At 69.0% G+C, this 20,737-nt stretch carries 22 protein-coding genes and 5 pseudogenes; 8 read left to right on the top strand and 19 right to left on the bottom strand.

The window, feature by feature from the left end:
• Positions 1 to 4: 4 nt before the first annotated feature.
• A complete protein-coding gene (locus tag QQK29_RS11775; RefSeq protein WP_284300502.1) occupies positions 5 to 712 on the top strand; it encodes a nucleoside/nucleotide kinase family protein in 708 nt (235 codons plus the stop codon).
• A gap of 10 nt (positions 713 to 722) precedes the next feature.
• Here QQK29_RS11775 and QQK29_RS11770 read toward each other — a convergent pair whose 3' ends face one another.
• Positions 723 to 938 carry a zinc-binding dehydrogenase gene (locus QQK29_RS11770; RefSeq protein ID WP_284300500.1) on the bottom strand — a complete coding sequence of 72 codons (216 nt, stop codon included), beginning with the start codon at positions 936 to 938 and terminating at the stop codon, positions 723 to 725.
• Complete coding sequence (locus tag QQK29_RS11765) at positions 896 to 1,696, bottom strand: NAD(P)-dependent alcohol dehydrogenase (protein ID WP_284300499.1); 801 nt, start codon at positions 1,694 to 1,696, stop codon at positions 896 to 898. Before QQK29_RS11765 ends, QQK29_RS11770 begins: the two co-directional genes overlap by 43 nt.
• 77 nt (positions 1,697 to 1,773) lie before the next feature.
• Here QQK29_RS11765 and QQK29_RS11760 point away from each other — a divergent pair, with 77 nt between their 5' ends.
• Entirely contained in the window at positions 1,774 to 2,415 is a 642-nt protein-coding gene (locus QQK29_RS11760; RefSeq protein ID WP_284300496.1) for a TetR/AcrR family transcriptional regulator, read from the top strand.
• Between the two features lie 93 nt (positions 2,416 to 2,508).
• Here the strand turns inward: QQK29_RS11760 and QQK29_RS11755 are convergent, their stop codons facing one another.
• The gene (locus QQK29_RS11755; RefSeq protein ID WP_284300494.1) at positions 2,509 to 2,964 is read right to left on the bottom strand and encodes an SRPBCC family protein; all 456 of its coding nucleotides are present in this window, start codon (positions 2,962 to 2,964) and stop codon (positions 2,509 to 2,511) included.
• Between the two features lie 183 nt (positions 2,965 to 3,147).
• Here QQK29_RS11755 and QQK29_RS18720 point away from each other — a divergent pair.
• The 4 genes and pseudogenes from QQK29_RS18720 to QQK29_RS11735 all read left to right on the top strand — a co-directional run.
• A pseudogene (locus QQK29_RS18720) lies at positions 3,148 to 3,819 on the top strand (DUF222 domain-containing protein); the annotation flags it as partial.
• 155 nt (positions 3,820 to 3,974) lie between these two features.
• A complete protein-coding gene (locus QQK29_RS11745; RefSeq protein WP_284300492.1) occupies positions 3,975 to 4,397 on the top strand; it encodes an HNH endonuclease signature motif containing protein in 423 nt (140 codons plus the stop codon).
• 9 nt (positions 4,398 to 4,406) lie between these two features.
• On the top strand, positions 4,407 to 5,366 hold the full coding sequence (locus tag QQK29_RS11740) for a recombinase family protein (RefSeq protein ID WP_284300490.1): 960 nt from the start codon (positions 4,407 to 4,409) through the stop codon (positions 5,364 to 5,366).
• Positions 5,270 to 5,818, top strand: coding sequence for a hypothetical protein (locus tag QQK29_RS11735; protein ID WP_431308795.1), 549 nt, complete (start codon positions 5,270 to 5,272; stop codon positions 5,816 to 5,818). Before QQK29_RS11740 ends, QQK29_RS11735 begins: the two co-directional genes overlap by 97 nt.
• 174 nt (positions 5,819 to 5,992) lie before the next feature.
• Here QQK29_RS11735 and QQK29_RS11730 read toward each other — a convergent pair whose 3' ends face one another.
• From QQK29_RS11730 to QQK29_RS11715, 4 genes are all read right to left on the bottom strand, one after another.
• Positions 5,993 to 6,796 (bottom strand): rolling circle replication-associated protein, encoded by an 804-nt coding sequence (locus QQK29_RS11730; RefSeq protein ID WP_284300486.1) that lies wholly within the window; start codon positions 6,794 to 6,796, stop codon positions 5,993 to 5,995.
• 338 nt (positions 6,797 to 7,134) lie between these two features.
• Positions 7,135 to 7,455 (bottom strand): hypothetical protein, encoded by a 321-nt coding sequence (locus tag QQK29_RS11725; RefSeq protein WP_284300484.1) that lies wholly within the window; start codon positions 7,453 to 7,455, stop codon positions 7,135 to 7,137.
• The gene (locus QQK29_RS11720; protein WP_284300482.1) at positions 7,452 to 7,703 is read right to left on the bottom strand and encodes a hypothetical protein; all 252 of its coding nucleotides are present in this window, start codon (positions 7,701 to 7,703) and stop codon (positions 7,452 to 7,454) included. Before QQK29_RS11720 ends, QQK29_RS11725 begins: the two co-directional genes overlap by 4 nt.
• 14 nt (positions 7,704 to 7,717) lie before the next feature.
• Entirely contained in the window at positions 7,718 to 8,317 is a 600-nt protein-coding gene (locus tag QQK29_RS11715) for a hypothetical protein (RefSeq protein ID WP_284300480.1), read from the bottom strand.
• An 87-nt stretch (positions 8,318 to 8,404) separates the two neighbouring features.
• On the opposite strand from QQK29_RS11715, the gene QQK29_RS11710 reads away from it, so the two are divergent.
• Both QQK29_RS11710 and QQK29_RS11705 read left to right on the top strand, forming a co-directional pair.
• The gene (locus QQK29_RS11710; protein ID WP_284300478.1) at positions 8,405 to 8,584 is read left to right on the top strand and encodes a hypothetical protein; all 180 of its coding nucleotides are present in this window, start codon (positions 8,405 to 8,407) and stop codon (positions 8,582 to 8,584) included.
• Between the two features lie 71 nt (positions 8,585 to 8,655).
• Positions 8,656 to 9,372, top strand: a complete 717-nt coding sequence (locus QQK29_RS11705; RefSeq protein ID WP_284300476.1) for a DUF899 domain-containing protein — start codon at positions 8,656 to 8,658, stop codon at positions 9,370 to 9,372.
• A gap of 3 nt (positions 9,373 to 9,375) precedes the next feature.
• Here QQK29_RS11705 and QQK29_RS11700 read toward each other — a convergent pair whose 3' ends face one another.
• The 12 genes and pseudogenes from QQK29_RS11700 to ligA all read right to left on the bottom strand — a co-directional run bounded on the left by QQK29_RS11700 (position 9,376) and on the right by ligA (position 20,701).
• Entirely contained in the window at positions 9,376 to 10,035 is a 660-nt protein-coding gene (locus tag QQK29_RS11700; RefSeq protein ID WP_284300474.1) for a LacI family DNA-binding transcriptional regulator, read from the bottom strand.
• Positions 10,036 to 10,037: 2 nt separating this feature from the next.
• Positions 10,038 to 10,406 carry a LacI family DNA-binding transcriptional regulator gene (locus tag QQK29_RS11695; protein ID WP_284300472.1) on the bottom strand — a complete coding sequence of 123 codons (369 nt, stop codon included), beginning with the start codon at positions 10,404 to 10,406 and terminating at the stop codon, positions 10,038 to 10,040.
• A 49-nt stretch (positions 10,407 to 10,455) separates the two neighbouring features.
• Positions 10,456 to 11,316 (bottom strand): carbohydrate ABC transporter permease, encoded by an 861-nt coding sequence (locus QQK29_RS11690; protein ID WP_284300470.1) that lies wholly within the window; start codon positions 11,314 to 11,316, stop codon positions 10,456 to 10,458.
• Complete coding sequence (locus QQK29_RS11685) at positions 11,313 to 12,176, bottom strand: carbohydrate ABC transporter permease (protein ID WP_284300468.1); 864 nt, start codon at positions 12,174 to 12,176, stop codon at positions 11,313 to 11,315. The genes QQK29_RS11690 and QQK29_RS11685 overlap by 4 nt, the downstream gene beginning before the upstream one ends.
• A 20-nt stretch (positions 12,177 to 12,196) precedes the next feature.
• Complete coding sequence (locus QQK29_RS18715) at positions 12,197 to 12,841, bottom strand: extracellular solute-binding protein (protein WP_284300465.1); 645 nt, start codon at positions 12,839 to 12,841, stop codon at positions 12,197 to 12,199.
• Positions 12,769 to 13,491: an ABC transporter substrate-binding protein gene (locus QQK29_RS18710; protein ID WP_284300463.1), complete on the bottom strand. Its 723-nt coding sequence runs from the start codon at positions 13,489 to 13,491 to the stop codon at positions 12,769 to 12,771. Before QQK29_RS18710 ends, QQK29_RS18715 begins: the two co-directional genes overlap by 73 nt.
• Positions 13,492 to 13,523: 32 nt before the next feature.
• A complete protein-coding gene (locus tag QQK29_RS11670; RefSeq protein ID WP_284301964.1) occupies positions 13,524 to 14,294 on the bottom strand; it encodes an FAD-dependent oxidoreductase in 771 nt (256 codons plus the stop codon).
• Positions 14,189 to 14,971, bottom strand: a pseudogene (locus QQK29_RS11665) (FAD-dependent oxidoreductase); the annotation flags it as partial. The gene QQK29_RS11670 and the pseudogene QQK29_RS11665, both read right to left, overlap by 106 nt.
• Positions 14,972 to 15,064: 93 nt before the next feature.
• Positions 15,065 to 16,557, bottom strand: a pseudogene (gatA, locus tag QQK29_RS11660) (Asp-tRNA(Asn)/Glu-tRNA(Gln) amidotransferase subunit GatA).
• Positions 16,554 to 16,852: pseudogene (gene gatC / locus QQK29_RS11655) on the bottom strand (Asp-tRNA(Asn)/Glu-tRNA(Gln) amidotransferase subunit GatC). Before gatC ends, gatA begins: the two co-directional pseudogenes overlap by 4 nt.
• A gap of 89 nt (positions 16,853 to 16,941) precedes the next feature.
• The gene (locus QQK29_RS11650; RefSeq protein WP_284300462.1) at positions 16,942 to 18,291 is read right to left on the bottom strand and encodes an alpha/beta hydrolase; all 1,350 of its coding nucleotides are present in this window, start codon (positions 18,289 to 18,291) and stop codon (positions 16,942 to 16,944) included.
• 47 nt (positions 18,292 to 18,338) lie between these two features.
• Positions 18,339 to 20,701: pseudogene (ligA, locus tag QQK29_RS11645) on the bottom strand (NAD-dependent DNA ligase LigA).
• Between the last annotated feature and the right edge of the window lie 36 nt (positions 20,702 to 20,737).

Genomic DNA, 20,737 nt, shown 5'->3' with positions numbered 1-20,737 from the left:
GTGCATGCTGCCCAACGGCGTCGCGGATGCCGCACCTCCGACCGTGGTCGACCTAGCCGCCCGCGCGCGGCGGCTGGCATCCGACCGCGGCCACCGGGTGCTGCTGGGCATCGTCGGGGCGCCCGGGGCCGGCAAATCGACCATCGCCGAAGCGCTTGTCGCGGAGCTCGGGGCCTGCGCGGCGCTCGTGCCGATGGACGGGTTCCACTACTCGCAGCACGTGCTCGGGCTGCTCGGGCAGGCCGAGCGCAAGGGTGCCGCCGACACCTTCGACGCCGAGGGGCTCGCGGCGCTGCTGCACCGCATCCGCACCGCCACGGGCGACGTCTACGCCCCCACCTTCGACCGCTCGATCGAGGAGCCCATCGCGGCCGGCACCGTGGTGCCCGCCGACGCCGACATCGTCGTGGTGGAGGGCAACTACCTGCTGCTCGACGAGGGCGCATGGGCGGATGTGCGGGCGGCGCTCGATGAGACCTGGTTCCTGCGGATCCCGCAGGCGACGCGCGTCGAGCGGCTCGTGGAGCGGCACATGCGCTTCGGGCGCACGCGGGATGCGGCCGAGGCGTGGGTGGAGACGGTCGACGAGCGCAATGCGCGCCTTATCGAGGCGAGCGCGGAGCGGGCCGACCTCATTCTGACGCCGGAAGCGTCGGCGGCGCCGGTGGCGGCTGCGGAACCGACGCCCGCACCGCCCGCACCGACCGCCTGACCGCCGCCGCCTACGGCCGCAGCACGATGTTGCCGACCTTGCGGCCCGAGTCGATGCGCGCATACGCCTCGGCGACCGCCTCGAGCGGGTAGCTCGCCTCGATGAGCGGGCTGAGCACCCCGTCGGCGGCGAACTGCAGCACGCGCGCGAGATGCTCGGGGCGTTCGGATGCCGGCCCCGCCTTCACGTTGCCGCGCGCGGCGATCGTCTCGCCGAGTCCCGCCACCGCGAGCAGCAGCACTCCCCGTCGGCGAGCAGCCGGCGTCCGGATGCTGCCGAGAGGTTGCCGACCGTGTCGAGCACGACGTCGAAACGCTCTCCCGCATCCGCGAGGGCGTCGACGGGGGTGACGCGGTAGTCGATCGTGCGCTCGGCGCCGAGGCCGCGCACGAACTCGGCGTTCGCGGCGCTCGTGACGCCCGTGACGCGCGCGCCCAGGTGGCGGGCGAGCTGCACGGCGGCGGCCCCGACGGCGCCCGAGGCGCCGTTCACGAGCACGGATGCGTCGGGTTTCGCGGCGAGGCGGGCCTCCAGCCCGGCCTTGGTCACGAGGAAGTCGAGCGCCGTGCTGCCGCCGAACAGCACCGCGGCGGCCGCGTCATACGTGAGGTCGTAGGGCATCGGCAGCGCCTTCGCGGCCTTCACCCGCACGAACTCCGCATGTGCGCCGCACGCGGCGCCCGTCATGCCGCTGACCCGTTCCCCCACGGCGAGATGGCCGACGCCAGAGCCGAGCGCGGCGACCTCGCCCGAGAACACCACGCCGAGCACGCGCACCCGCGGCCCGCGGATGCCCATCGCGAGCTTGCCCGGAACGGCGAACCCGGGCGGGAAGCTGCCCGAGCGCATGCGGGCGTCGCCGCTCGTGACGGCGGCCGCGTGCACGCGCACGAGCACCTCGCCCGCCCGCGGTTCCGGGGTGGGCAGCTCGCGAACCCGGGCCACCTCAGGGGGCCCGTAGCTCTCGACGACGATGGCGCGCATCCGCTCTCCTTACACCTGTAAGCCTGATGCCGGATACGCTAGCCTTACACCTGTAAGAACGCAAGTCGGGAGGACGGATGCCGCCACGCGCCCCGCTCACACGCGAACGCATCGTGGATGCGGCCGCCGCCGTCGCCGATGCGAGCGGACTCGACGGCGTGAGCATGCGCACCGTCGGCCGCGCGCTCGGCGTGGAGGCGATGTCGCTCTACCACCACATCGCCGGCAAGGAGCAGCTGCTCGACGAGCTCGCCGACTGGGTGTTCGCGCGCATCCATCTGCCCTCGCTCGACGGCGAATGGCGCACGGCGATGAGCGAGCGCGCACACTCCCAGCGCGAGGTGCTCGGAGCGCACCCGTGGGGGCTCGCGCTCGTGGAGTCGCGCCGAACGCCGGGGCCCGCGGTGCTCGCCCACCACAACGCGGTGATCGGATGCCTGCGACGCAACGGCTTCAGCATCCAGCTCGCCGCGCACGCCTTCTCGGTGCTCGACGCCTACGTGTACGGGTTCGTGCTCACCGAGCAGCGGCTGCCGTTCGAAGCCGATGAGACCGTCGAGGACTTCGCGGCCGAGCTCGCGTTGCCGGCGGAGCAGTACCCGTACATGGTGGAGTTCGTGACCGAGCTCGTGATCGGGCGCGACTACTCGTACGCGAACGAGTTTGAGCACGGGCTGGAACTGGTGCTCGACGGACTGGCGGCCCGCCACCGGGGATGACGATGCATCCGGGGTGACGGGCCGCGGGGTCAGCCAGGGGCTGGGCCGGCTCAGCCGGCCAGCTGGGGGCTCAGCCGTGCCGAGTCAGTCGGCTCAGCGCGGCACGTCGCCGCGCCAGGCACCCGTCTCGCCGCCGGCGTTCTCGATGAACTCCTTGAAGTTCTTGAGGTCCTTGCGCACGGCGTGCGAACCGGCGCCGACCCACGAGCCGAGCACCTCGAGCACGCCCTCCGGCTCCCAGTCGAGCTGCACGGTCACGCGCGTGCTCGTGTCGCTGAGCTTGTGGAAGGTCACCACGCCCGCGTGCTGGGTGTCACCGCCGGTGCTCTTCCATGCGACGCGCTCATCCGGGTGCTGCTCGGTGACGACGGTGTCGAACTCGCGCTCGGCGCCGCCCACCTTCACCTTCCAGTGCACGTGGGTGTCGTCCTGCTGGGTGATCGACTCGACCTCGTCGAGGAAGTGCGGGAACGACTCGAACTGGGTCCACTGGTTGTAGGCCGTCGTGACGGGAACGTCGACGTCGATGCTTTCGGTGATCTGCGTCATAGGGGTCTCCTTCGTCTCACCACCATCCGACGCGAAACGAGCGGATGCGCCCAGCCCGTTGACGGGGCGGCTCGCGGGAGTTATGGGGGCGGGAGGCGCGCCGAGTGCAATGCGGCGCCTCCTGTCGCTCACAGCCCTCGCGCGTGCGACTTCTCCACGACTTTCGAATATGCGTTCGATTTCATGGGAGAATCAAGCATGCCCTCGTTCCCCACCTTCCTCGCCGCTCTGGGCGATGCTGCGGCACCCTTCGCGGTGCCCGCGGTGGCGGGGTTCACGGATGCGGAGCTGCTGGATGGGCAGCGTGCGGTCGCGGAGCTGCGGCGGCGGGTGGATGCGGTGGCCGCGGCGTTCGCCGGGGAGATCGCCCACCGCTCGCGCCGCGAGCTGGGGCATGCGGGGCTCGCGCAGGCGAACGGGGTGCGGTCGGCGGAGGATCTCATCGCGAAGGTCACTGCGACCTCCCGCCGTGACGCTCACACGCTGGTGAAGGCGGCCGAGTTCCTGCCGACCTCGACACGCGACGACTCGGCATCGCAGCCGCCGGCACCGCGCTGGCAGACGGTGATCGCGGATGCGGTCGCCTCCGCCGCGATCTCGGTCGGGGCCGCGGAGGTCATCCGCACCCGCCTCGCGGCAGCCGCCGACGGCGCCGCAGACGACGACCTCACTGCCGCCGCGAAGCTGCTGATCGCGGCAGCACCGCAGTCGACGCTCGAGACCCTGGCCGCGCTGGCCGCCCGCGCGCGGGATGAGCTCGACCTGGCCGGCATCCCGGCACGCGAGAACGCGCTGCGCGACAAGCGGTACCTGAAGTTCCGCACGCAACCAGACGGCTCCACCAGCTTCCACGGTCTGCTCGACCCGGAATCCGCGGCGATCGTCGTGCCGACATTCGACGCCGCCACCTCCCCCGCCGAGGCGGCCCCCGCTTCGTCGACCCGGATGCCGCCCAGCGCGCCGAAGACATCGTCCGCGACGAGCGCACCACCGAGCAACTCACCCTCGACGTGTTCGTCGAACTCATCCGCATCGGTGCGCGCGTCGACGACGGAACACTCCTGGGTGACCGCAAACCGGCCGTGCGCATCCTCGTCACCCAGACCGACCTCGAAGCCCAACCCGACGCCGACGGCACCCGGGCGGGCGCCGCGTACTTCGAAGGCCAGCACGACGCCGTCTCCATCGCTACCGCCGAACGCTACATCTGCAGCAGTGGCGCCGTGCCGATCATGTTCGCCACCGACGGACGCGCCCTCAACCTCGGCCGCGAGCAACGCCTCTTCACCCAGAAGCAACGCACCGCGATGGCCGCCCGCGACGGCGGATGCATCATGTGCGCGCGACCATCATCCTGGTGCGAAGCCCACCACATCGACCACTGGGACGCCCACAACGGCCGCACCGACATCGACGATGCGATTGCTTGCTAATCTCACCCCATGTCGAAGGTGGTCGCAGCGGCGATCTATGCACGTATCTCCCGCGATGTGACGGGTGAAGGTCTCGGGGTTGAGCGGCAGCTCGCCGAGTGTCGGAAGCTTGCCGAGCAGCGCGGCTGGACCGTCGCGGAGGAGTACGTCGACAATGACATCTCCGCGTACTCAGGCAAGACGCGGCCCCAGTACGAGCGCATGTTGCAGGACGTCGCCGAGGGTCGTCGGGATGCCGTGATCGCGTACCACACCGACCGGCTCACCCGGCGCCCGGTGGAGTTGGAACACTTCATGCAGGTGTGCGACACAGCGGGGATGACGCACTTCGCCACCGTGACCGCCGACATCGACTTGGGCAATGACGACGGTCTCTTCATGGCGAGGATCCTGGGCGCCGTCGCCGCGAAGGAATCCGCCCGGAAGTCTGCCCGCCTGCGCAGCAAGGCACGCCAGAACGCCGAGCAGGGACGGGTCAGCGGCGGAGGGATCCGCCCGTTTGCCTACGCGGCAGATCGGGTGACCGTGATCGAATCCGAAGCGGAGGTGTTCCGCGACCTCGCCACCCGGTATCTCGCGGGCGAGTCGCTGATGTCTCTCACGAACTGGATGCAAGAGCAGGGCATCATGTCCGTCGCGGGGAAGCCGTGGCACACAAGCGTGCTGCGTGCGACCCTCATCAACCCCGTTACGCCGGCCTCCGCGCCCACCATGGAGAGGTCGTCGCCGAGGCGGTGTGGCCGGCGATCATCACGCCCGCCCAGCATCACCAGTTGGTCGCGGCTTTCGCCCGCAAGAAGGTCACCGGGCGCCGCACCCCGCGCCGGTATCTGCTGTCGGGTCTGCTGCGGTGCGGGAAGTGCGGCAACAAGCTGTTCTCCTCAGTCCGCAACGACCGGAAGGTCGAGACCCGCCGCTACGTCTGCATGTCTGGTCCCGACCATGGTGGGTGCGGGAAGCTCACCGTAGTCGCCGCACCTTTGGAGGAGTGGATCGCGGAAGCAGTCCTGATCCGCCTCGACAGCCCCACTATGGCCGACGCACTTGCGGGCCGCGCGGCTGCTGACGAACGCTACGCGGCAACCCTTGCCGAGCTCGACAGGGACCGCGCGCAGATGGAGGAGCTCGCGGGGATGTGGTCGGCGAAGTCGATCTCCACCGCCGAGTGGATGAGCGCCCGCGAACCGATCGAGCGCCGCATCCAGACCGCGGAACGGCAACTGTCACAGATGACCGGCACGAGCACCCTGGACGGGCTGATCGGCAACGGCACGGGTCTACGCGACGCCTGGGAAGGGCTCAACCTCACCCGGCAGGCCGCGATCATCGCCGCGGTCCTCGACTTCGCGACCATCCTCCCCGGCACTCCCGGAGCCCGCGGGCTGGACCCGAACCGGATCGTGCCCACCTGGGCCCTGTGAGCGGCGGGGCCCGCGGAGGGCCCCTCGCGGGGCCCCTCCGCGGACCCCCGCACGCTCAACAGCGTCCGCAGCTGCGACACCGCACCGGCATCGGTCACCAACACCGGGACACCCTGAGCAGCGCAGGTGGCTTCCACCCACGCGCGCAACGCACCCCGGTCGACACTCATCGGCTCATCGACCCCACTGAGCCCACACCGCGGGCGGCCCCTGCCACCCCTCGGTCTCCGAGGAGAACCACGTCGACGACGGCTCGTCCCCGAACACCCCGGACGCTTCCTCGAGCACCGCGAACTTCGTCCGCCCGGTGATCGACACGGTTTCCGGCTGGAACCCCTGCGCCACGTCATACCGATGCAGCCCGAGGGCTCGCGCATCCGGGTCCGCGAACGTCTTCGCAACGTACTTGGACAAGTACCCGGCGGCGCGCCGCCCCTCACCCAGCGCCGTCGTGCCGACCGGAAGATCGCCGAGCAGCTTGATGTGCACGAACCCGCGCCCCCACGCCGACTCGATCAGCCTCCGCGGGACGAACTTCCCCACCGCGAAATGCGCATGCAACCCGTGGCCGGACTTGTGCCACTCAGGCACCCACACATACGGCAACGGCTCACCCCCGAGCCCATCACGCAGCTCGCGGAAAAACTCGCCCAGATGCAGACGGATTGCCTCCGGATCATGGCAACCCTCACCGCGATAGGTCAGCGTCCCGAGACGATTCAGCCGGTTCGCCGCACAGTACCGCCGCAACCGTGACCGCGCCCGCCGCCCCGCCTCCTCCGCCGACCGCTCAGGATCCGCAGCAGCACCCCGCGCCACATACGGCGAGGACTTCCGCACGAAGCGCTGGAACGAACCTCCGCCCTCCGCGGCATCCGGACACAACGAGAACACCCAGCCCGAAGCTGGACCAACACCCCCGGAGGGGTCGACAGGAACACCCATCGAGAACACCAATCGGCAAACGCCGAGGCGCACGCGAACGCACAAGACAACGAGGAAGCGGGCACCCGGCAGGCTTACAAAGACAGACGCGCGCGAAGGCGCGATGAAGTGCCAGAGCGGCTAGTTCAGAAAATGTCTATGTCTGGAGGACCCGAGCAACCTACGGTTCCGCCGCCGACCGCGTCTCATAACCACGACCGTTCGCTATGCGACGGTGACCCATTCCTACCGCACGAACAACACCACTGTCATTCGTTCCCGGCTACCTCACAGGCTGCCGCCTGATCGCCCGCTCCGCGGACGATCAGTTGCCACCGAAGGATCTCCCGTAGCTTCCCGAGTTATGTTGCAGATTCAAGTCAAGCGCGGCGCTACGCGCCGCCCCCGGCCGCCATCGTCAGAAGAGCGGCGATTAGGCCGAGTAGTCCGCCCGTGAGGCCAGCAACAACGGTCGAGATGATCAGAACCCGCGTGTCGATGCGCAGCGACCTGTTTTCGACAGCGGCTCGCGCGAACTGTGGGTCGATTTGTCCGACGCTGGCTTCATCTGCCTTGAGATCGAGGTCAAACAGCTGAGGGATTGTCCATCGTGTGAGCCGATCATCGAATCGACGACGCGTCTCCGAATACCGCTGTTGAAGCACTTCCACCCGGGCCATGGCCAGCCACAGTGAGGCAATCAGGTATCTCACGCGACGAGCGCCTCCTCCCCACGATGGTGGCGCCAGTCATGGAACTTGGCTCCGATTCTTCGCCGCAATGGGAGATTTCCGCGGGATACTGCCAAGTAGTCGAGAGCGAGCAGCTCCGCGGTCATGTGCTGGGCCGCGTCCTCCATGTCCAACACGCGGCGGGCGATGTTCTTGACTTGCGCAAACTCCCCAGCGGCAGGCTCGAGTTGGCGGTGCAGAGCGGCTGCCAGGGGCACCTCGTCATCCATGCCCAGCTGGACCCTCACGATGTCGGTCTCGTCGACCGTGAACGGGGGCGTGGCCCTTCGCCCTGAATTGTCTCCACCAGCATTGCGCGATGGGCAAACTTCAGTTCGCACCCAGGGCTGCATGCCTGCACATAGAGATCGAGGTCGAGCGATTCGGCAGCCGTTTCCAAAACCTCAATCAGGATCTGTCCCGCCGCACCAGAAGGTTTCTCCGCCCCAGCAGCATCCCAGAGGATGACGGCGATACAGCCGTCCCATGCGACGTAGTAGTGGTCCGATGATGCAGACCGCCCATAGATCTTCGGCTGATTCTTGATTGGGACACTGAGCTCAAAAACAAAAGGACGCGGGTACTGGATTCCCCTCATCGCATCGGATCCCTGGAGAAGTACCTCAGGGTCGTCGACAGAGCCGGGAAAGTAGACGTCTGTCGAGATCCAGTGCTTGTTGAGCTTTGGTAGGGCGACGTTGACCACCCGATTGTCAGCCTTGATTGCTTCGCCTATGCGCGTGTACAGAGTCTCCGGATTCGCTGTTCGAGGTCCCGTCAGGATGAAGGTGCCGAATCGGGCGAAATACTTTGCCGCGGGTTCGGGCTGCTTCTCTTCAGTCATGTGACTCCTCTGTCGCGACACATGTTCCCACAAAGACAGTCGGCTGGGGCCGTCCCCGTTCGAGGTGCGTAACGGTCAGATTTACGCTTGATCGACGACGGCGTACTCCTCTGCAGGTTCTGCCACCTCAACGTGCACAACAACACCTGGCGCATCCGACGAGAACACGGCCACTACTTCCTCGAAAGACCCGACGGCGACGGCACCCTCCGCCGCACACCCCTGAACCGCCGCAGCCCCGCACTGCAACGACTCCTCAGCGCCTGACTGCCGTGCCGGCTGTCTGGTGCGACCAGACATTGATGTGTACAGTGTCCACATTCGATCGAGGAGGACACGTGAGCGCCCCGCTTCCCACCATTGCCGACCATGAAACCTGGCGTGCAGAGCTCGACGCCCTGCGCATCCGCGAGAAGGCCGCCACGCGGGAACTCGACGCCATCGCCGCCCAGCGTCGACGACTCCCGATGGTCGCACTGCCCGAATACACGCTCGTCGGAGAACACGGCCCCGTCACACTCGCCGAGGTCTTCGAGGGCCGGCGGCAGCTCATCACCTACCACCACATGTGGCACCGCGGCGCCGACTGGCAATGCGTCGGCTGCACGAGCTACACCTCCCAGTTCACGCGTCTCGAATTTCTCGAGGCCTACGACGCCCGTTTCGTCATCGTCTCGCAAGCGCCCATCGAGGAACTGCTCGCCTACCGCGACAAGGTCGGCAACCGCATGGAGTGGTACTCCACCTACGAGAGCCCATTCGGCGCCGACATGGATGCCCCACGCGACGGCGGGTTCGCCGTCAACGTGTTCCTCCGCGACGGCGACACCGTCTACCGCACCTGGCACACCAACGGCCGCGGCACGGAACAGCTCAGCCACACCTTCGCACTCGTCGACCTGCTGCCCTACGGCCGACAGGAAGCGTGGCAGGACTCGCCCGAGGGGTGGCCGAACAACGACGCGGCCGGGACGCGCTGGATACGTTCCGCGCAGACAGCTGCGCTCTACGGCCGCGATCCCCAGGTCACCTCAGACGACTCCCACTGCCACTAGGCGTCATCCCAGAGCGGCGGCGCCCTGCTTCGCACCCGGCGGCGGACCTGACGTCGCACGGGCGACCAGCTCCGGCTCGAGGGCCACCGCCGAGGTGCCGAGACCCGCCAGCTGATTGCGCAGCAGTGTCGCGGCCGTCTCGCCCATCAGGCGACGCGGCTGGTTGATCGTCGTCATCCGCACCGGCTGCAGCTGGGCGAAGATCGAGTTGTCGTACCCGACCACCGACACGTCCTCGGGGCACCGCAGCCCGGCATCCGACACCGCGCCCAGCACACCCAGCGCCACGAAGTCGTTGGACGCGATGATCGCCGTCGGCGCGTCGGTCAGGGTGAGCAGCTCGCGAGCACCGTCGTAGCCGCCCTCCTGGTTGGGCGCCGCCTTCACGACCTCGATGTTGCGCTCGAGGTCGAGCCGCACCATCGCATCCCGATACGCGGCCTCACGGGCGCGGGCACCCGGGTTGTCACCGGCGGAGACGTGAGCGATGCGCTCATGCCCGAGCCCCACGAGATGATCCAGCGCGAGCCCGATACCGATCGCGTCATCCGTGTGCACCCGACTGCACCCAGCCGGCCGCTCGCCCGGGCGACCCACGACGACCGTCGGGCACAGCGCCGCGATGTCGGCGATCTCCTGGTTCGTCAGCCGCGGCGTGATCATGATCATGCCTTCGACGCGCAGCTCGATGAAAGTGTTCGCGGCCGCCCGCTCCGCCTTCGGGTCCAGACCCCGGATGCGATGAGCGTACGCAGCCCCAGCGTCTCGGTCACCTGCGAGATGCCGTCGATCACCTCGGTGTAGAACGGGTTGTGCAGATCGGAGACGAGCACGCCGATGGTGTCGGTGCGGCGCTGCGCGAGGGTGCGCGCCGCCGCGTTCGGGCGGTAGCCCAGACGCTTCATCGCGTCGTGCACGGCCTGCTTGCGCACCGGGCTCACCTTGTCGGGGTTCTGCAGCACGAGCGACACGAGCGAGCGCGAGACACCCGCCTCCCGCGCGACATCGACGATGGTGGGCCGCCGTTCCGACACGCTCGGCCTCCTTCGTGCTCGTGCCCCTCGATCGTAGGGGAAGGCGAACTCACCCCTTCACTGCTCCCGAGGTGAGTCCAGCCACGAAGTAGCGCTGCAGGAACGCGAACAGCAGCAGCACCGGCAGGATCGCCAGCACCGAACCCGCCATCAACAGATCCCACTGCGTGGAGAACTGGCTGCGCAACCCTGCGAGCCCCACCGGGATCGTGCGCAGCTCGGCCGAGTTGATCGCGAGCGACGGCCAGGCGAACTCGCCCCACGTCCACATGAACTTCAGCACCGCGAGGGTGCCGTACATCGCGAGCGAGTTCGGGATCAGCACCGACCAGAGGGTGCGCAGCCGCGAGGCTCCGTCGATGAATGCGGCCTCATCCAGCTCCCGCGGCAGCGACATAAAGGTCTGCCGCAGCAGGAAGATGCCGGTGGGGCTCACGATGTACGGCGCGATGAGCGCGGCGTAGCTGTCGAGCCATCCGAGGTCGCGCATCTGCACGTACAGCGGCACGAGGATCACCTGCGCCGGGATCATGATGGCCGCGATCACCAGCAGCAAGACGACCTTCTGCCCCGCGAACCGCATCCGGGCGAGCGGGTAGGCGATGAGACTGTCGAAGACGAGGTTCGCCCCGACCACGACCGCGCACACGATCATCGAGTTGAGGAACCACTGCAGGTACCCCTTCTCGGTGACGATCCGCACGTAGTTCTCGATCGTCGCGTCGCCGAACGCGAAGACGTCCATCTGGGCGCCGAGCAGATTCGGCAGCGGCTGCAGGGATGCCAGCACCATCCACACGAACGGCGCACCCGCGAAGACCACGATCGCGACCATCGCGAAGCCCATGAGCACGCGGCCCGCGTAGAAGCGTGCCGAGCGGGCCGCCTGGATGCGAGTGAGGGCGGTCATGCGGTGGCCTTCCTGCGGGCGAGGATCTGAAGCGACAGCGGGATGAGCACGAGCAGGAACAGCACGGTCGTGCCGGCCGCCGCGAACCCGACGTCGGTGAGCAGGCGCGTGTAGAGGAACGTGATGATCGTCAGCGTCGCGTTGCCCGGGCCGCCCTCCGTCATCACCCACACCTGGTCGAACACCTTGAATGCGTTGAAGATGAGCAGCACGAGCACGAAGAGGTTCGCGGCCCCGAGCATCGGGAACTTCACCCGCCAGAACCGCTGCCAGTCGCTCGCGCCGTCGATCGCTGCGGCCTCCTCGATCTCGCGCGGGATCTGCTGCAGCCCGCCCAGCAGCACGAGCATGTAGATGCCGAAGTCCTTCCAGACCGACACCACCATGACCGCCGGGAGCGCGAGCTGCGGATTCTGCAGCCACGCGGGCCCATCGATGCCGAACACCCCGAGCACCTGGTTGAGCGGGCCGCCGGTCGGCTCGTAGATGAACTTCCAGATCACTCCCGCGACGACCATCGGAATGATCGCGGGAAGCAGCGACACCGTGCGCACCCAGCGCACGATCCGCAGTCCACGGTTCAGCAGCACGGCGGTGCCGAGCGACAGCCCGTACGCGACCACCGAGACGCCCACGGTGTAGACCGCGGTCACGTAAAGGCTCTGGCGGAAGGTGTCGGATGTCAGCAGCCGCTCGTACTGCAGGGTGCCCACGAATCGCGGCTCGCCGAGCAGGTTCCACTGGAAGAAGCTCAGCCCGAACGCGTGCCCGAGCGGCCAGTAGAGGAACGCGACGAGGGGGATGAGCCCCGGCAGCAGGAACGCCCACGCAGTGAGGTTCTCGCGTCGCCGGCCGATCACCCCACCTCGTCGCGCCGCCATCAGTAGGCCGCCGCTTCGAGCGCCTCGTTCACGGCCGCGTCGATGGCGCTCAGCGCGTCGTCGATCGACATGTCGCCGTTGATCGCCGCCACCAGGTACTGCTTCTGCGCCTCCCAGCGAGCGGCCTGCGCGTAGCGCTCGAACATGATGTTCTCGGGGCTCGCGAGCGTGAGCTGCTCGAGCAGGGCGGCACGTGCCGGGTCGGCGTCGACGAGCGCCTCCACCTGGGCGCGCGTCGCGTCGTCGACCTTGTCGAGCTCGTAGGGGAAGATCGGCGCGCGCTCCATGTAACGCACGGCCTGCTCGGGCGACGTCATCCACTTCATGAACGTGCCCGCCGCCTCGAGGTGGTCGCTCGCGGCGTTCGCCACCAGGAACTCGCCGTCCACGTAGGCGCTGCTCGACTTCGGGCCCTTCGGCATCGGCGCGAGACTCCACTCGTCGCCGAGGCCGGATGCCGCGATCTCCGGCAGGTGCAGTTGCTGGAAGGCGAACATCGCCACCGTGCCGTCGATGAAGCCGCCGACCGCATTCGGGCCGGGCGTCGTGATGCCCTCGTCGACGAAGCTCTTCAGGTAGGCGAGCGCCTCCTTGCCCGCGGGCGAGTTGGCGTTCGCCTGCGAGAAGTCGTCGGTGAGCTGCATGCCCCCGCCGCGTAGAAGAAGTTGGCCCAGGTGTGGTTGATGGCGTTGAGGTGGTCGTCCATCCCCTTGATCTGGAACCCCATGACATCGCCGCCAGATCCCTCCGTGATCGCTGCGGCGGTCTCCTTCAACTCGTCCCAGGTCGTCGGCGGCGCATCGAAGCCGTACTCCGACAGGATCGTCTGGTTGTAGTAGAGAACGTTGGCGTAGTAGCCGATCGGCACGCCATAGGTCTTGCCGTCGTGACCGGCGGCGTAGTCGATGATGTCGAGGAACGGGTCGACATCCTCGTCGGTATAGCCGAGCTCGGGGAGCGACGCGAGCGCACCCGACGACAGGAAGTCCTGGTTGACCGGCGCCATGATGAAGACGTCCGGGCCGGTGCCCGCGCCGACCGCCTGGATGATCTTGTCGCGCCCATCGGCCCACTGCAGGCCCGTGAATTCGACGACGACGTCGTCTTGCGAGGCGTTGAACTCCTCGACGTAGGCGGCCACGTCCTCCTCGGCATGACCGCCGAACGGCATGCTCCAGAACTCGATCGTGACGGGACCGTCGTCGTCTGCGGGCTCGCTCGTGCATGCCGCAAGGCTGAGCACCAGCGCTCCCCCGGTGGCGACCGCCAGCCAGGGCTTGATTCGGGTGAACATCGTTGTCTCCTACTCTGCTGTGTTGAATGGTGTCAGTCGAGCAACGCGCCCTGGCTGACGAGGGTGGATCGGATGTCGTCGACGGCCAGCTCACGCACGCCGACGCCGGCGCGCACCGCGAGGGCAGCCGCGGTACCCGCGGCCTGGCCCATGCCCATCGCCGTCGCCGTCACGCGCGAGGAGCCGGCCGCTCGCCGAGTCGCTGAGTGGCAGCGCCCCGCGACGACGAGGTCGTCCCAGCCGCGCGGCAACAGGGTGCGGAACGGGATGTCGTAGGGCTCGGGCGTCCAGGCGTCGTAGTCGTGCAGGCCGGCACGATCGGAGGGGTGCACGTCGACGTAGAAGCAGCCCCGCAGCACCGCATCATCGAAGCGTCGGCTCGTGCGGATGTCGTCTTCGGTGAGCTGGTAGTCGCCGATGATGCGACGCGTCTCGCGCACGCCCACGTACGGTCCGCTCGTGATGAGGTAGGCATCCCGGAACTCCGGAACATCGGCGCGCCAGGCGTCGACAAGGGTCGCGGCGTCGCGCCGCCCGGCGAACTCGGCGTGGGTGAGCGCGGCCGGGTCGGTCGCATCCCCGGGATGCGGGTGAGGTTGAACACGAGCTCGTCGGGGGCGTGCGCAAAGTCGTCGTGGTCGGCGTGGAAGAAGTACAGCCCGATCTCGCCCGCGTCGTGCAGCCGCTCGACGACCATGCGCATCCGCGAGGTGAGGGTGTCGGTGTCGTGAACGTTGCCGACCCGGAAGTGCAGTGTCATCGGCTGCAGCGGCGAGGTCTTCGCGACGGGCGCGCCCGCCCAGGCGCTCACGTCGCCATCACCCGTCGCGTCGATCGTGATGCGCGGCTTGACGAGCGACAGGCCGGCCTTGTTGGCGATGACGACTCCCGTGACGCGCTCGCCATCCGACAGCACGTCGCACACGACCGTGTGGAAGAGCACGTCGAGCCGGTCGGACTGCTCCACGAGCATCCGGTCGGCCGCGTGCTTGAAGCGCTCCGGGTCGAGCGGCAGGAACGCGTGGTCGAGGTGCGTGGTCTCGGGGGTCGCGCGCCCAAGGCGCACGAGCATCTCGAACGGGATGCCGCCGAGCGCGATCCGCCCGGTGCCGAGGTGCGCGATGCCGTCGTACCAGGGGTTGCCGACCGAGGTGAGGATGCCGCCGGTGAACCCCGCGCGCTCCACGAGCAGCGTGCGTGCCCCGTTGCGGGCCGAGGAGACGGCGGCGCCGATGCCCGCGCATCCCCGCCCGCGACGAGAACGTCGGTTTCGATGACCGGGAGGGTGGCCGTGTAGCTCGACTGCATCGTCGGTGGTTCCTTCGGGTTCCGCGCGTTGGAGCGCTCCAAATTGGTACGCTCCAAACTGTAGGGCGGATGCGGTAGGTGCGTCAAGAGGGAGATCTCGCAGCTCGTACGCCAGCCGTGGCGCACCGGGCCGTGGGGTGGTTTCGAGACGCCCGCTGCGCGGGCTCCTCAACCAGCGGGGGAAAGGTAGTCGCCGCGGGCGCTTCAGCCAGCGGGGGGCAGTCGCCGCTAGCGCTTCAGCCAGCGGCGCAGGTGGGCCGCTCGGTTAGAGCGCCGGCGCCTGCGCCAGCAGCGGGCCACCCCACTGGTCGACGAGCAGCTGCTCGAGGGCAGCACCCACTGTGTAGAGCCGGGCGTCCTCGCGCGCGGGCGCCATGAACTGGATGCCGACCGGCAGGTTGTCCTCCGGCGCGAGACCCGAGGGCAGAGCGATGCCCGGTACGCCGGCGAGGTTCGCCGGGATCGTCGTCAGGTCGTTGAGGTACATCGCGAGAGGGTCGTCGATCTTCGCGCCGAGCGGGAACGCGGTGGTCGGCGCCGACGGCGTCGCCAGCACATCCACCTGCTCGAAGGCGGCGTCGAAGTCGCGCTGGATGAGCGTGCGCACCTTCTGCGCCGAACCGTAGTAGGCGTCGTAGTAGCCCGCCGACAGCGCGTAGGTGCCCAGGATGATGCGCCGCTTCACCTCGTCGCCGAACCCCGCCTCACGCGTGGCCGACATGACATCCTCGACCGTGGGCTGACCGTCGGGCGTCACCCGCAGGCCGAAGCGCACCGAGTCGAACTTCGCGAGATTGCTGGATGCCTCCGCCGGAAGGATCAGGTAGTAGGCGGCGATCGCATAACGGAACGACGGCGCCGAGATCGGCACGATCTCAGCCCCCTGCGCCTCCAGCAGCGCGAGCGCCTCCTCGAAGCGCTGCACGACACCGGGCTGGAAGCCCTCGCCGCCTGCCAGGTCGGTCACGACGCCCACGCGCAGACCGCGCACGGAACCCTCGCGCTGCCCGGCGCGCGCGGCATCCGCGAACGACGGCCAGGCATCCGGGATCGAGGTCGAGTCCTTCGGGTCGTGCCCGCCGATCACGTCGTGCAGCAGCGCCGCATCGAGCACCGTGCGGGCGACCGGGCCAACCTGGTCGAGCGAGGAGGCGAGAGCGATCGCGCCGTAGCGCGAGACCCCGCCATAGGTCGGCTTCATGCCGACAGTGCCCGTCACGGATGCCGGCTGACGGATCGAACCGCCGGTGTCGGAACCCAGCGCGAGCGGCGCCTCGAAGGCCGCGACGGCCGCCGCCGATCCACCCCCGAACCGCCGGGGATGCGCGAGAGATCCCACGGGTTGTGGGTGTTGCCGAACGCCGAGTGCTCGGTGGAGGAGCCCATCGCGAACTCGTCCATGTTGGTCTTGCCGAGCGGCACGAGACCGGCGGCACGCAGTCGGGCGACGACGGTCGCGTCGTAGGGCGGCACCCAGCCCTCGAGGATCTTCGAGCCCGAGGTCGAGGGCATGTCGAAGGTGCAGAGCACGTCCTTGATGGCGATCGGCACGCCCGCGAGCCCGGATGCCGTGCCCTCGGCCCGTGCCTTGTCGATGGCGGCCGCGGTGTCGAGCGCGTTCTCGTTGATGTGCAGGAACGCGTGCACATCGCCGTCGACCTGCGAGATGCGGTCGAGGTAGGCCTGCGTCAGCTCGACACTCGAGGTCTCGCCGGAATCGAGCAGCTCGGCCAACTCGGCCGCAGAACGCGTGATCACTGCTCCTCCCCCAGGATCGAGGTGACCTTGAAGAAGTCGCCGTCGCGCTCCGGGGCACCCGAGAGCGCCTCCTCCGGGGTGAGCGTGCGACCCACGACATCCGGACGCGTCACGGTGCCGAGCGCAATCGGGTGACTCGTGGCGGGCACGTCGGGTGTCGCCACCTCGGTGACCGTGGCAACCGCATCGACGATCACGCCGAGCTCCCCGTCAGACGCTGAACCTCGTCGTCGGTGAGGCCGATTCGGGCGAGGTGCGCCAGATGGCGCACGAGGTCGGGGGTGATCTCAGACACGACGTCCAGTCTAGGTGGCGGTGGGGTTTCGATACGCCCGCTGCGCGGGCTACTCAACCCGCGGGAAGGCGACCAGCTGCGCGGGCTACTCAACCCGCGGTGTGGCTAGCGGATGTGGGTGAAGGCGCGCGCGAAGTCGCCGCGGGAGTGATCGGGAGCCACCACCCACTCCCCTCGCCGAGGGCGATGAGCGCCATGTTGCGCAGCGACATGCTGCCCGGCGCGAAGTAGTCGTTGTGGGTGAACGCACCGCCGAGCTGCGCGCCCGAGAGCGGATCGCTTCCTGCGGCGACCGAGAACAGGTGCGCCCCGTAGTTGCGCGAGGCGGGCTGGCTGCCGAAGACCCCGGATGCCGGGATCGGATCCCAATCGGCCGCCCCCACCCAGACGCTGCCGACGTGAAGTTCGTCGGCGGAGCGCGCGGGGCTGCCGGGCGACCCGACCACGGCGAGCGCGTCGACGTGCACGTCGTCTTCAGCGAGCGAGAGCAGCGCCGCTGTCGACCCGTAGGAGTGCGCGAGCACGGCGAGATACGGCTGGTCGTCGCCTCGGGCGGCCCGCAGTCCCTGCAGCGACGCCGTGAACGACTGCTGCCCCTCACGGGCGAGCTCCATCGAGGCCACGTTCACCAGGCTGGGCGTGCGGTAGCCGATCCAGGCGACGGCGGCGACCGCCGCATCCGATCCGGGGTTCAACTCCCGCAACCACCGCTCCTGGTCGTCGACGAGCGTCTGCGCCGTCTCGGTCCACGCTTCGATCTGGGCGTCGACGCCGAAGAACATGCCGGGCACGAGATAGCTCACGTAGTCGGCACGCGTGAGGTCGCCGATCGCGATCACCGCGCGCCCGTCGCCCGTCACGTCGATGCTCACAAGTCGCCGCTCCTCGCCACGCAACGCCTTCTCGATCTGGTCGAGCATGTGGTTGCGGGTCTCGAGCTCGCCGCGCTCGGCGCGCCCCAGCATGCCGTCGAGCCGGGCGTCGAGCTGCTGCCGTGCGGCATCCAGCACCTCGCGGTTGGCGATGTCGCGCGCCGTGTAGGGCACGCCCTCGAGATTGCCGATGAGTTCGGGTGCGACGCTGCGCAGGATGCTGCGTCCGGAGGTCGGCGCGCCCGCCCACCAGGCGGCGACCTCGCTCGCGCGCGGGGGCGAGCTGATCAGCTCCTCGAGCGCTTGCGGGTGGGTGTCGAGGAACAGCCGCACGTCACCGCGCGGCAGGGAGTCGAGCTGGTCGAGCAGCGCGACGCCGTGCAGGCGGTCGAGCGGGGTGGCCGGCCCGCCGATCGGGTCGGCGACGGGAGCCTCGCCGACGGCCACCGTGAGCGGCACCGCGGGCACGCCGAAGGCCCCGGTCAGGGTTACCGGGGCTACAAGCAGCAAGGCGATCTCGAACAGCTGATTGTCCTTCCCAGTGACGCTCAGCAGCGAATACCGCACATTCTACCGCGGGCATGCGCTTCCTGACCCACGAATGTGAAAGTGCGTCAATCGAAGATCGCGGGCCCCTCCGCCAGGAAGCGACTGAAGTCGTCGGCGTCGACCACCGGGATGCCGAGGTCTGTCGCCTTCGTCGCCTTCGACCCGGCCCCCGGCCCGATCACGACGTAGTCGGTCTTCTTGCTCACGCTCGACGCCGGCTTGCCGCCCGCCGCGAGCACCGCCTCCTGCGCCTCGTCGCGCGAGTGCTCGGGCATCGCCCCGGTGACCACCACCGTGAGCCCCGAGAGCGGACCCTCAATGGATGCCGCACGCCCCGGACCGGGATGACCCGGCGTCGCCCAGGGCACCCCGGCGGCGGCCCACCGCTCGACGATCTCGAGGTGCCAGTCCACGTCGAACCAGTCGAGCACGGCATCCGCGATGATGCCCCCGACGCCGTCGACCGCCGCGAGTTCCTCCCGCGACGCGGCCCGGATCGCGGCGAGCGAGCCGAACCAGTCGGCGAGCGCCCGCGCGGCGACCGGCCCCACATGGCGGATGCTGAGCGCCACCAGGAAGCGCCACAGCTCCTTCGACTTGGCCTTCTCGAGTTCGGCGAGCAGCGTCAGCGCCGCCTCGGACGGCACGAACGACTCGTAGTCCTTGCGGATGCCGGCCTTGCGACGCGCGGCCGCATCCATGTTCTCGGTGCCCGGCGGGTAGCTGCGCACGAGGTTGCGGTACGGGCGGCGCACGTCGTACTCGCCGTTGTCGAGCACCTTCCGCTCGCCCGTCTCGGCGTCGCGCACGACCACCTCGATCGGCATAAGCTGCTCCAGGGTGAGCTCGAACAGCCCCGCCTCGGTCTCGAGCGGCGCAGCCACCTCGGCCTGGGTGAGGGCGGCGGCACCCACCTCGCCGAGTCCCTCGATGTCGAGCGCTCCGCGCGAGCCGATGTGCTCGACGCGCCCGCGCACCTGGGCGGGGCAGGCGCGCGCGTTCGGGCAACGCAGGTCGACGTCGCCCTCCTTGGCCGGCGCGAGCGGGGTGCCGCACACGGGGCAGTTGGCGGGCATCACGAACTCGCGCTCGGAGCCGTCACGCAGTTCCACGACCGGTCCGAGCACCTCGGGGATCACGTCGCCCGCCTTGCGCAGCACGACCGTGTCGCCGATCAGCACGCCCTTGGCCTTCACGACGTCCTGGTTGTGCAACGTCGCCTGCCGCACCGTCGACCCCGAGACCCGCACGGGCTCCATGACGGCGAACGGCGTGGCCCGCCCGGTGCGCCCCACCGACACCACGATGTCGAGCAGCTTCGTGTTCACCTGCTCGGGCGGGTACTTGTAGGCGATCGCCCAGCGCGGCGCGCGGCTCGTGGCGCCGAGTTCGTCGTGCAGAGCCAGCTCGTCGACCTTGACGACGATGCCGTCGATCTCGTGCTCGACGTCGTGCCGGTGCTCACCGTAGTGGGCGACGTAGTCGAGTACGCCGTCGACGTCGGTGCTCACCCTGCTGTAAGGAGTGGTCGGCAGGCCCCACCCGGCGAGCAGCTCGTAGATCTCGCTCTGCGCCGACACGGGCGGGTTCGGCCACGCGCCGATGCCGTGCACGAACAGCCGCAGCGAGCCGATGCGAGCGAGTGCCGCCTCGAGCTCGAGCCCGTCTTTCTTGTCGAGTTGCTGGCGCAGGCCGCCGGATGCCGCGTTGCGCGGGTTCGCGAACGCCGGGAAGCGTCGTGCGGCTGCCGCCCGCGCCTTCTCCTCGTCGAACGACGAGCCGCGCCCCGCGGCCCGGCCCCCGCATCCTGGAACGCTCGCTCGCGCAGCTCGGCCTGCAGCTCGTTGAGCCCCTCGAACGCCTTGACGGGGATGAACACCTCGCCGCGCACCTCGACGAGCGCCGGATGCCCGGTGCCGCTCAGCCGCTCGGGCACGTCGGCGAGCCGCAGGGCGTTCTCGGTGACGATCTCGCCGACCCGCCCGTCGCCGCGGGTGGCAGCGCTCGTGAGCACCCCGTTCTCGTAGCGGAGGTTGATCGCGAGGCCGTCGATCTTCAGTTCGGTGAGCCAGTGCACCGCGCGACCCGCAGCATCCGCGGTCTTGACGCACCAATCGCGCAGTTCCTCGGCCGAGAACACGTTGTCGAGGCTCAGCATGCGCTCGGCGTGCTGGATCGTGGCGAGGCCGCTCTCCTCGACGCCGCCGCCCACCGTCTGGGTCGGCGAATCCTGGCTCTGCAGCTCGGGGAACAGCCGCTCGAGCTCTTCGAGGCGGCGCATCATGGCGTCGTACTCGGCGTCGTCGACGAGGCTCGTGTCGTGCTCGTAGTAGGCCTCGCGCAACTCGAGGATACGCGACGTCAACGCGTCGGCCTCCTCGTGCGCGCGCTGGAGCGCCGCGCTCGTCTCGTCGAGAAGCTGCTCGATGTCGTCGGTCTTCGCTCCGCGTGCCACGAGTGTCAG

This window comes from Homoserinibacter gongjuensis (assembly GCF_030161875.1).
Taxonomy (GTDB): Bacteria; Actinomycetota; Actinomycetes; order Actinomycetales; family Microbacteriaceae; genus Homoserinibacter; species Homoserinibacter gongjuensis.
This window is presented reverse-complemented; position numbering and strand designations above follow the sequence as displayed.

Excerpts from the sequence above, each read along its gene's own strand:
- QQK29_RS11775 (WP_284300502.1), top strand. The coding sequence starts at position 5 with ATGCTGCCCAACGGCGTCGCGGATGCCGCACCTCCGACCGTGGTCGAC.
- QQK29_RS11765 (WP_284300499.1), bottom strand. The coding sequence starts at position 1,696 with ATGCGCGCCATCGTCGTCGAGAGCTACGGGCCCCCTGAGGTGGCCCGG.
- QQK29_RS11760 (WP_284300496.1), top strand. The coding sequence starts at position 1,774 with ATGCCGCCACGCGCCCCGCTCACACGCGAACGCATCGTGGATGCGGCC.
- QQK29_RS11755 (WP_284300494.1), bottom strand. The coding sequence starts at position 2,964 with ATGACGCAGATCACCGAAAGCATCGACGTCGACGTTCCCGTCACGACG.
- QQK29_RS11740 (WP_284300490.1), top strand. The coding sequence starts at position 4,407 with ATGTCGAAGGTGGTCGCAGCGGCGATCTATGCACGTATCTCCCGCGAT.
- QQK29_RS11720 (WP_284300482.1), bottom strand. The coding sequence starts at position 7,703 with ATGGATGACGAGGTGCCCCTGGCAGCCGCTCTGCACCGCCAACTCGAG.
- QQK29_RS11715 (WP_284300480.1), bottom strand. The coding sequence starts at position 8,317 with ATGACTGAAGAGAAGCAGCCCGAACCCGCGGCAAAGTATTTCGCCCGA.
- QQK29_RS11700 (WP_284300474.1), bottom strand. The coding sequence starts at position 10,035 with ATGATCACGCCGCGGCTGACGAACCAGGAGATCGCCGACATCGCGGCG.
- QQK29_RS11690 (WP_284300470.1), bottom strand. The coding sequence starts at position 11,316 with ATGACCGCCCTCACTCGCATCCAGGCGGCCCGCTCGGCACGCTTCTAC.
- QQK29_RS18715 (WP_284300465.1), bottom strand. The coding sequence starts at position 12,841 with ATGCAGCTCACCGACGACTTCTCGCAGGCGAACGCCAACTCGCCCGCG.
- QQK29_RS18710 (WP_284300463.1), bottom strand. The coding sequence starts at position 13,491 with ATGTTCACCCGAATCAAGCCCTGGCTGGCGGTCGCCACCGGGGGAGCG.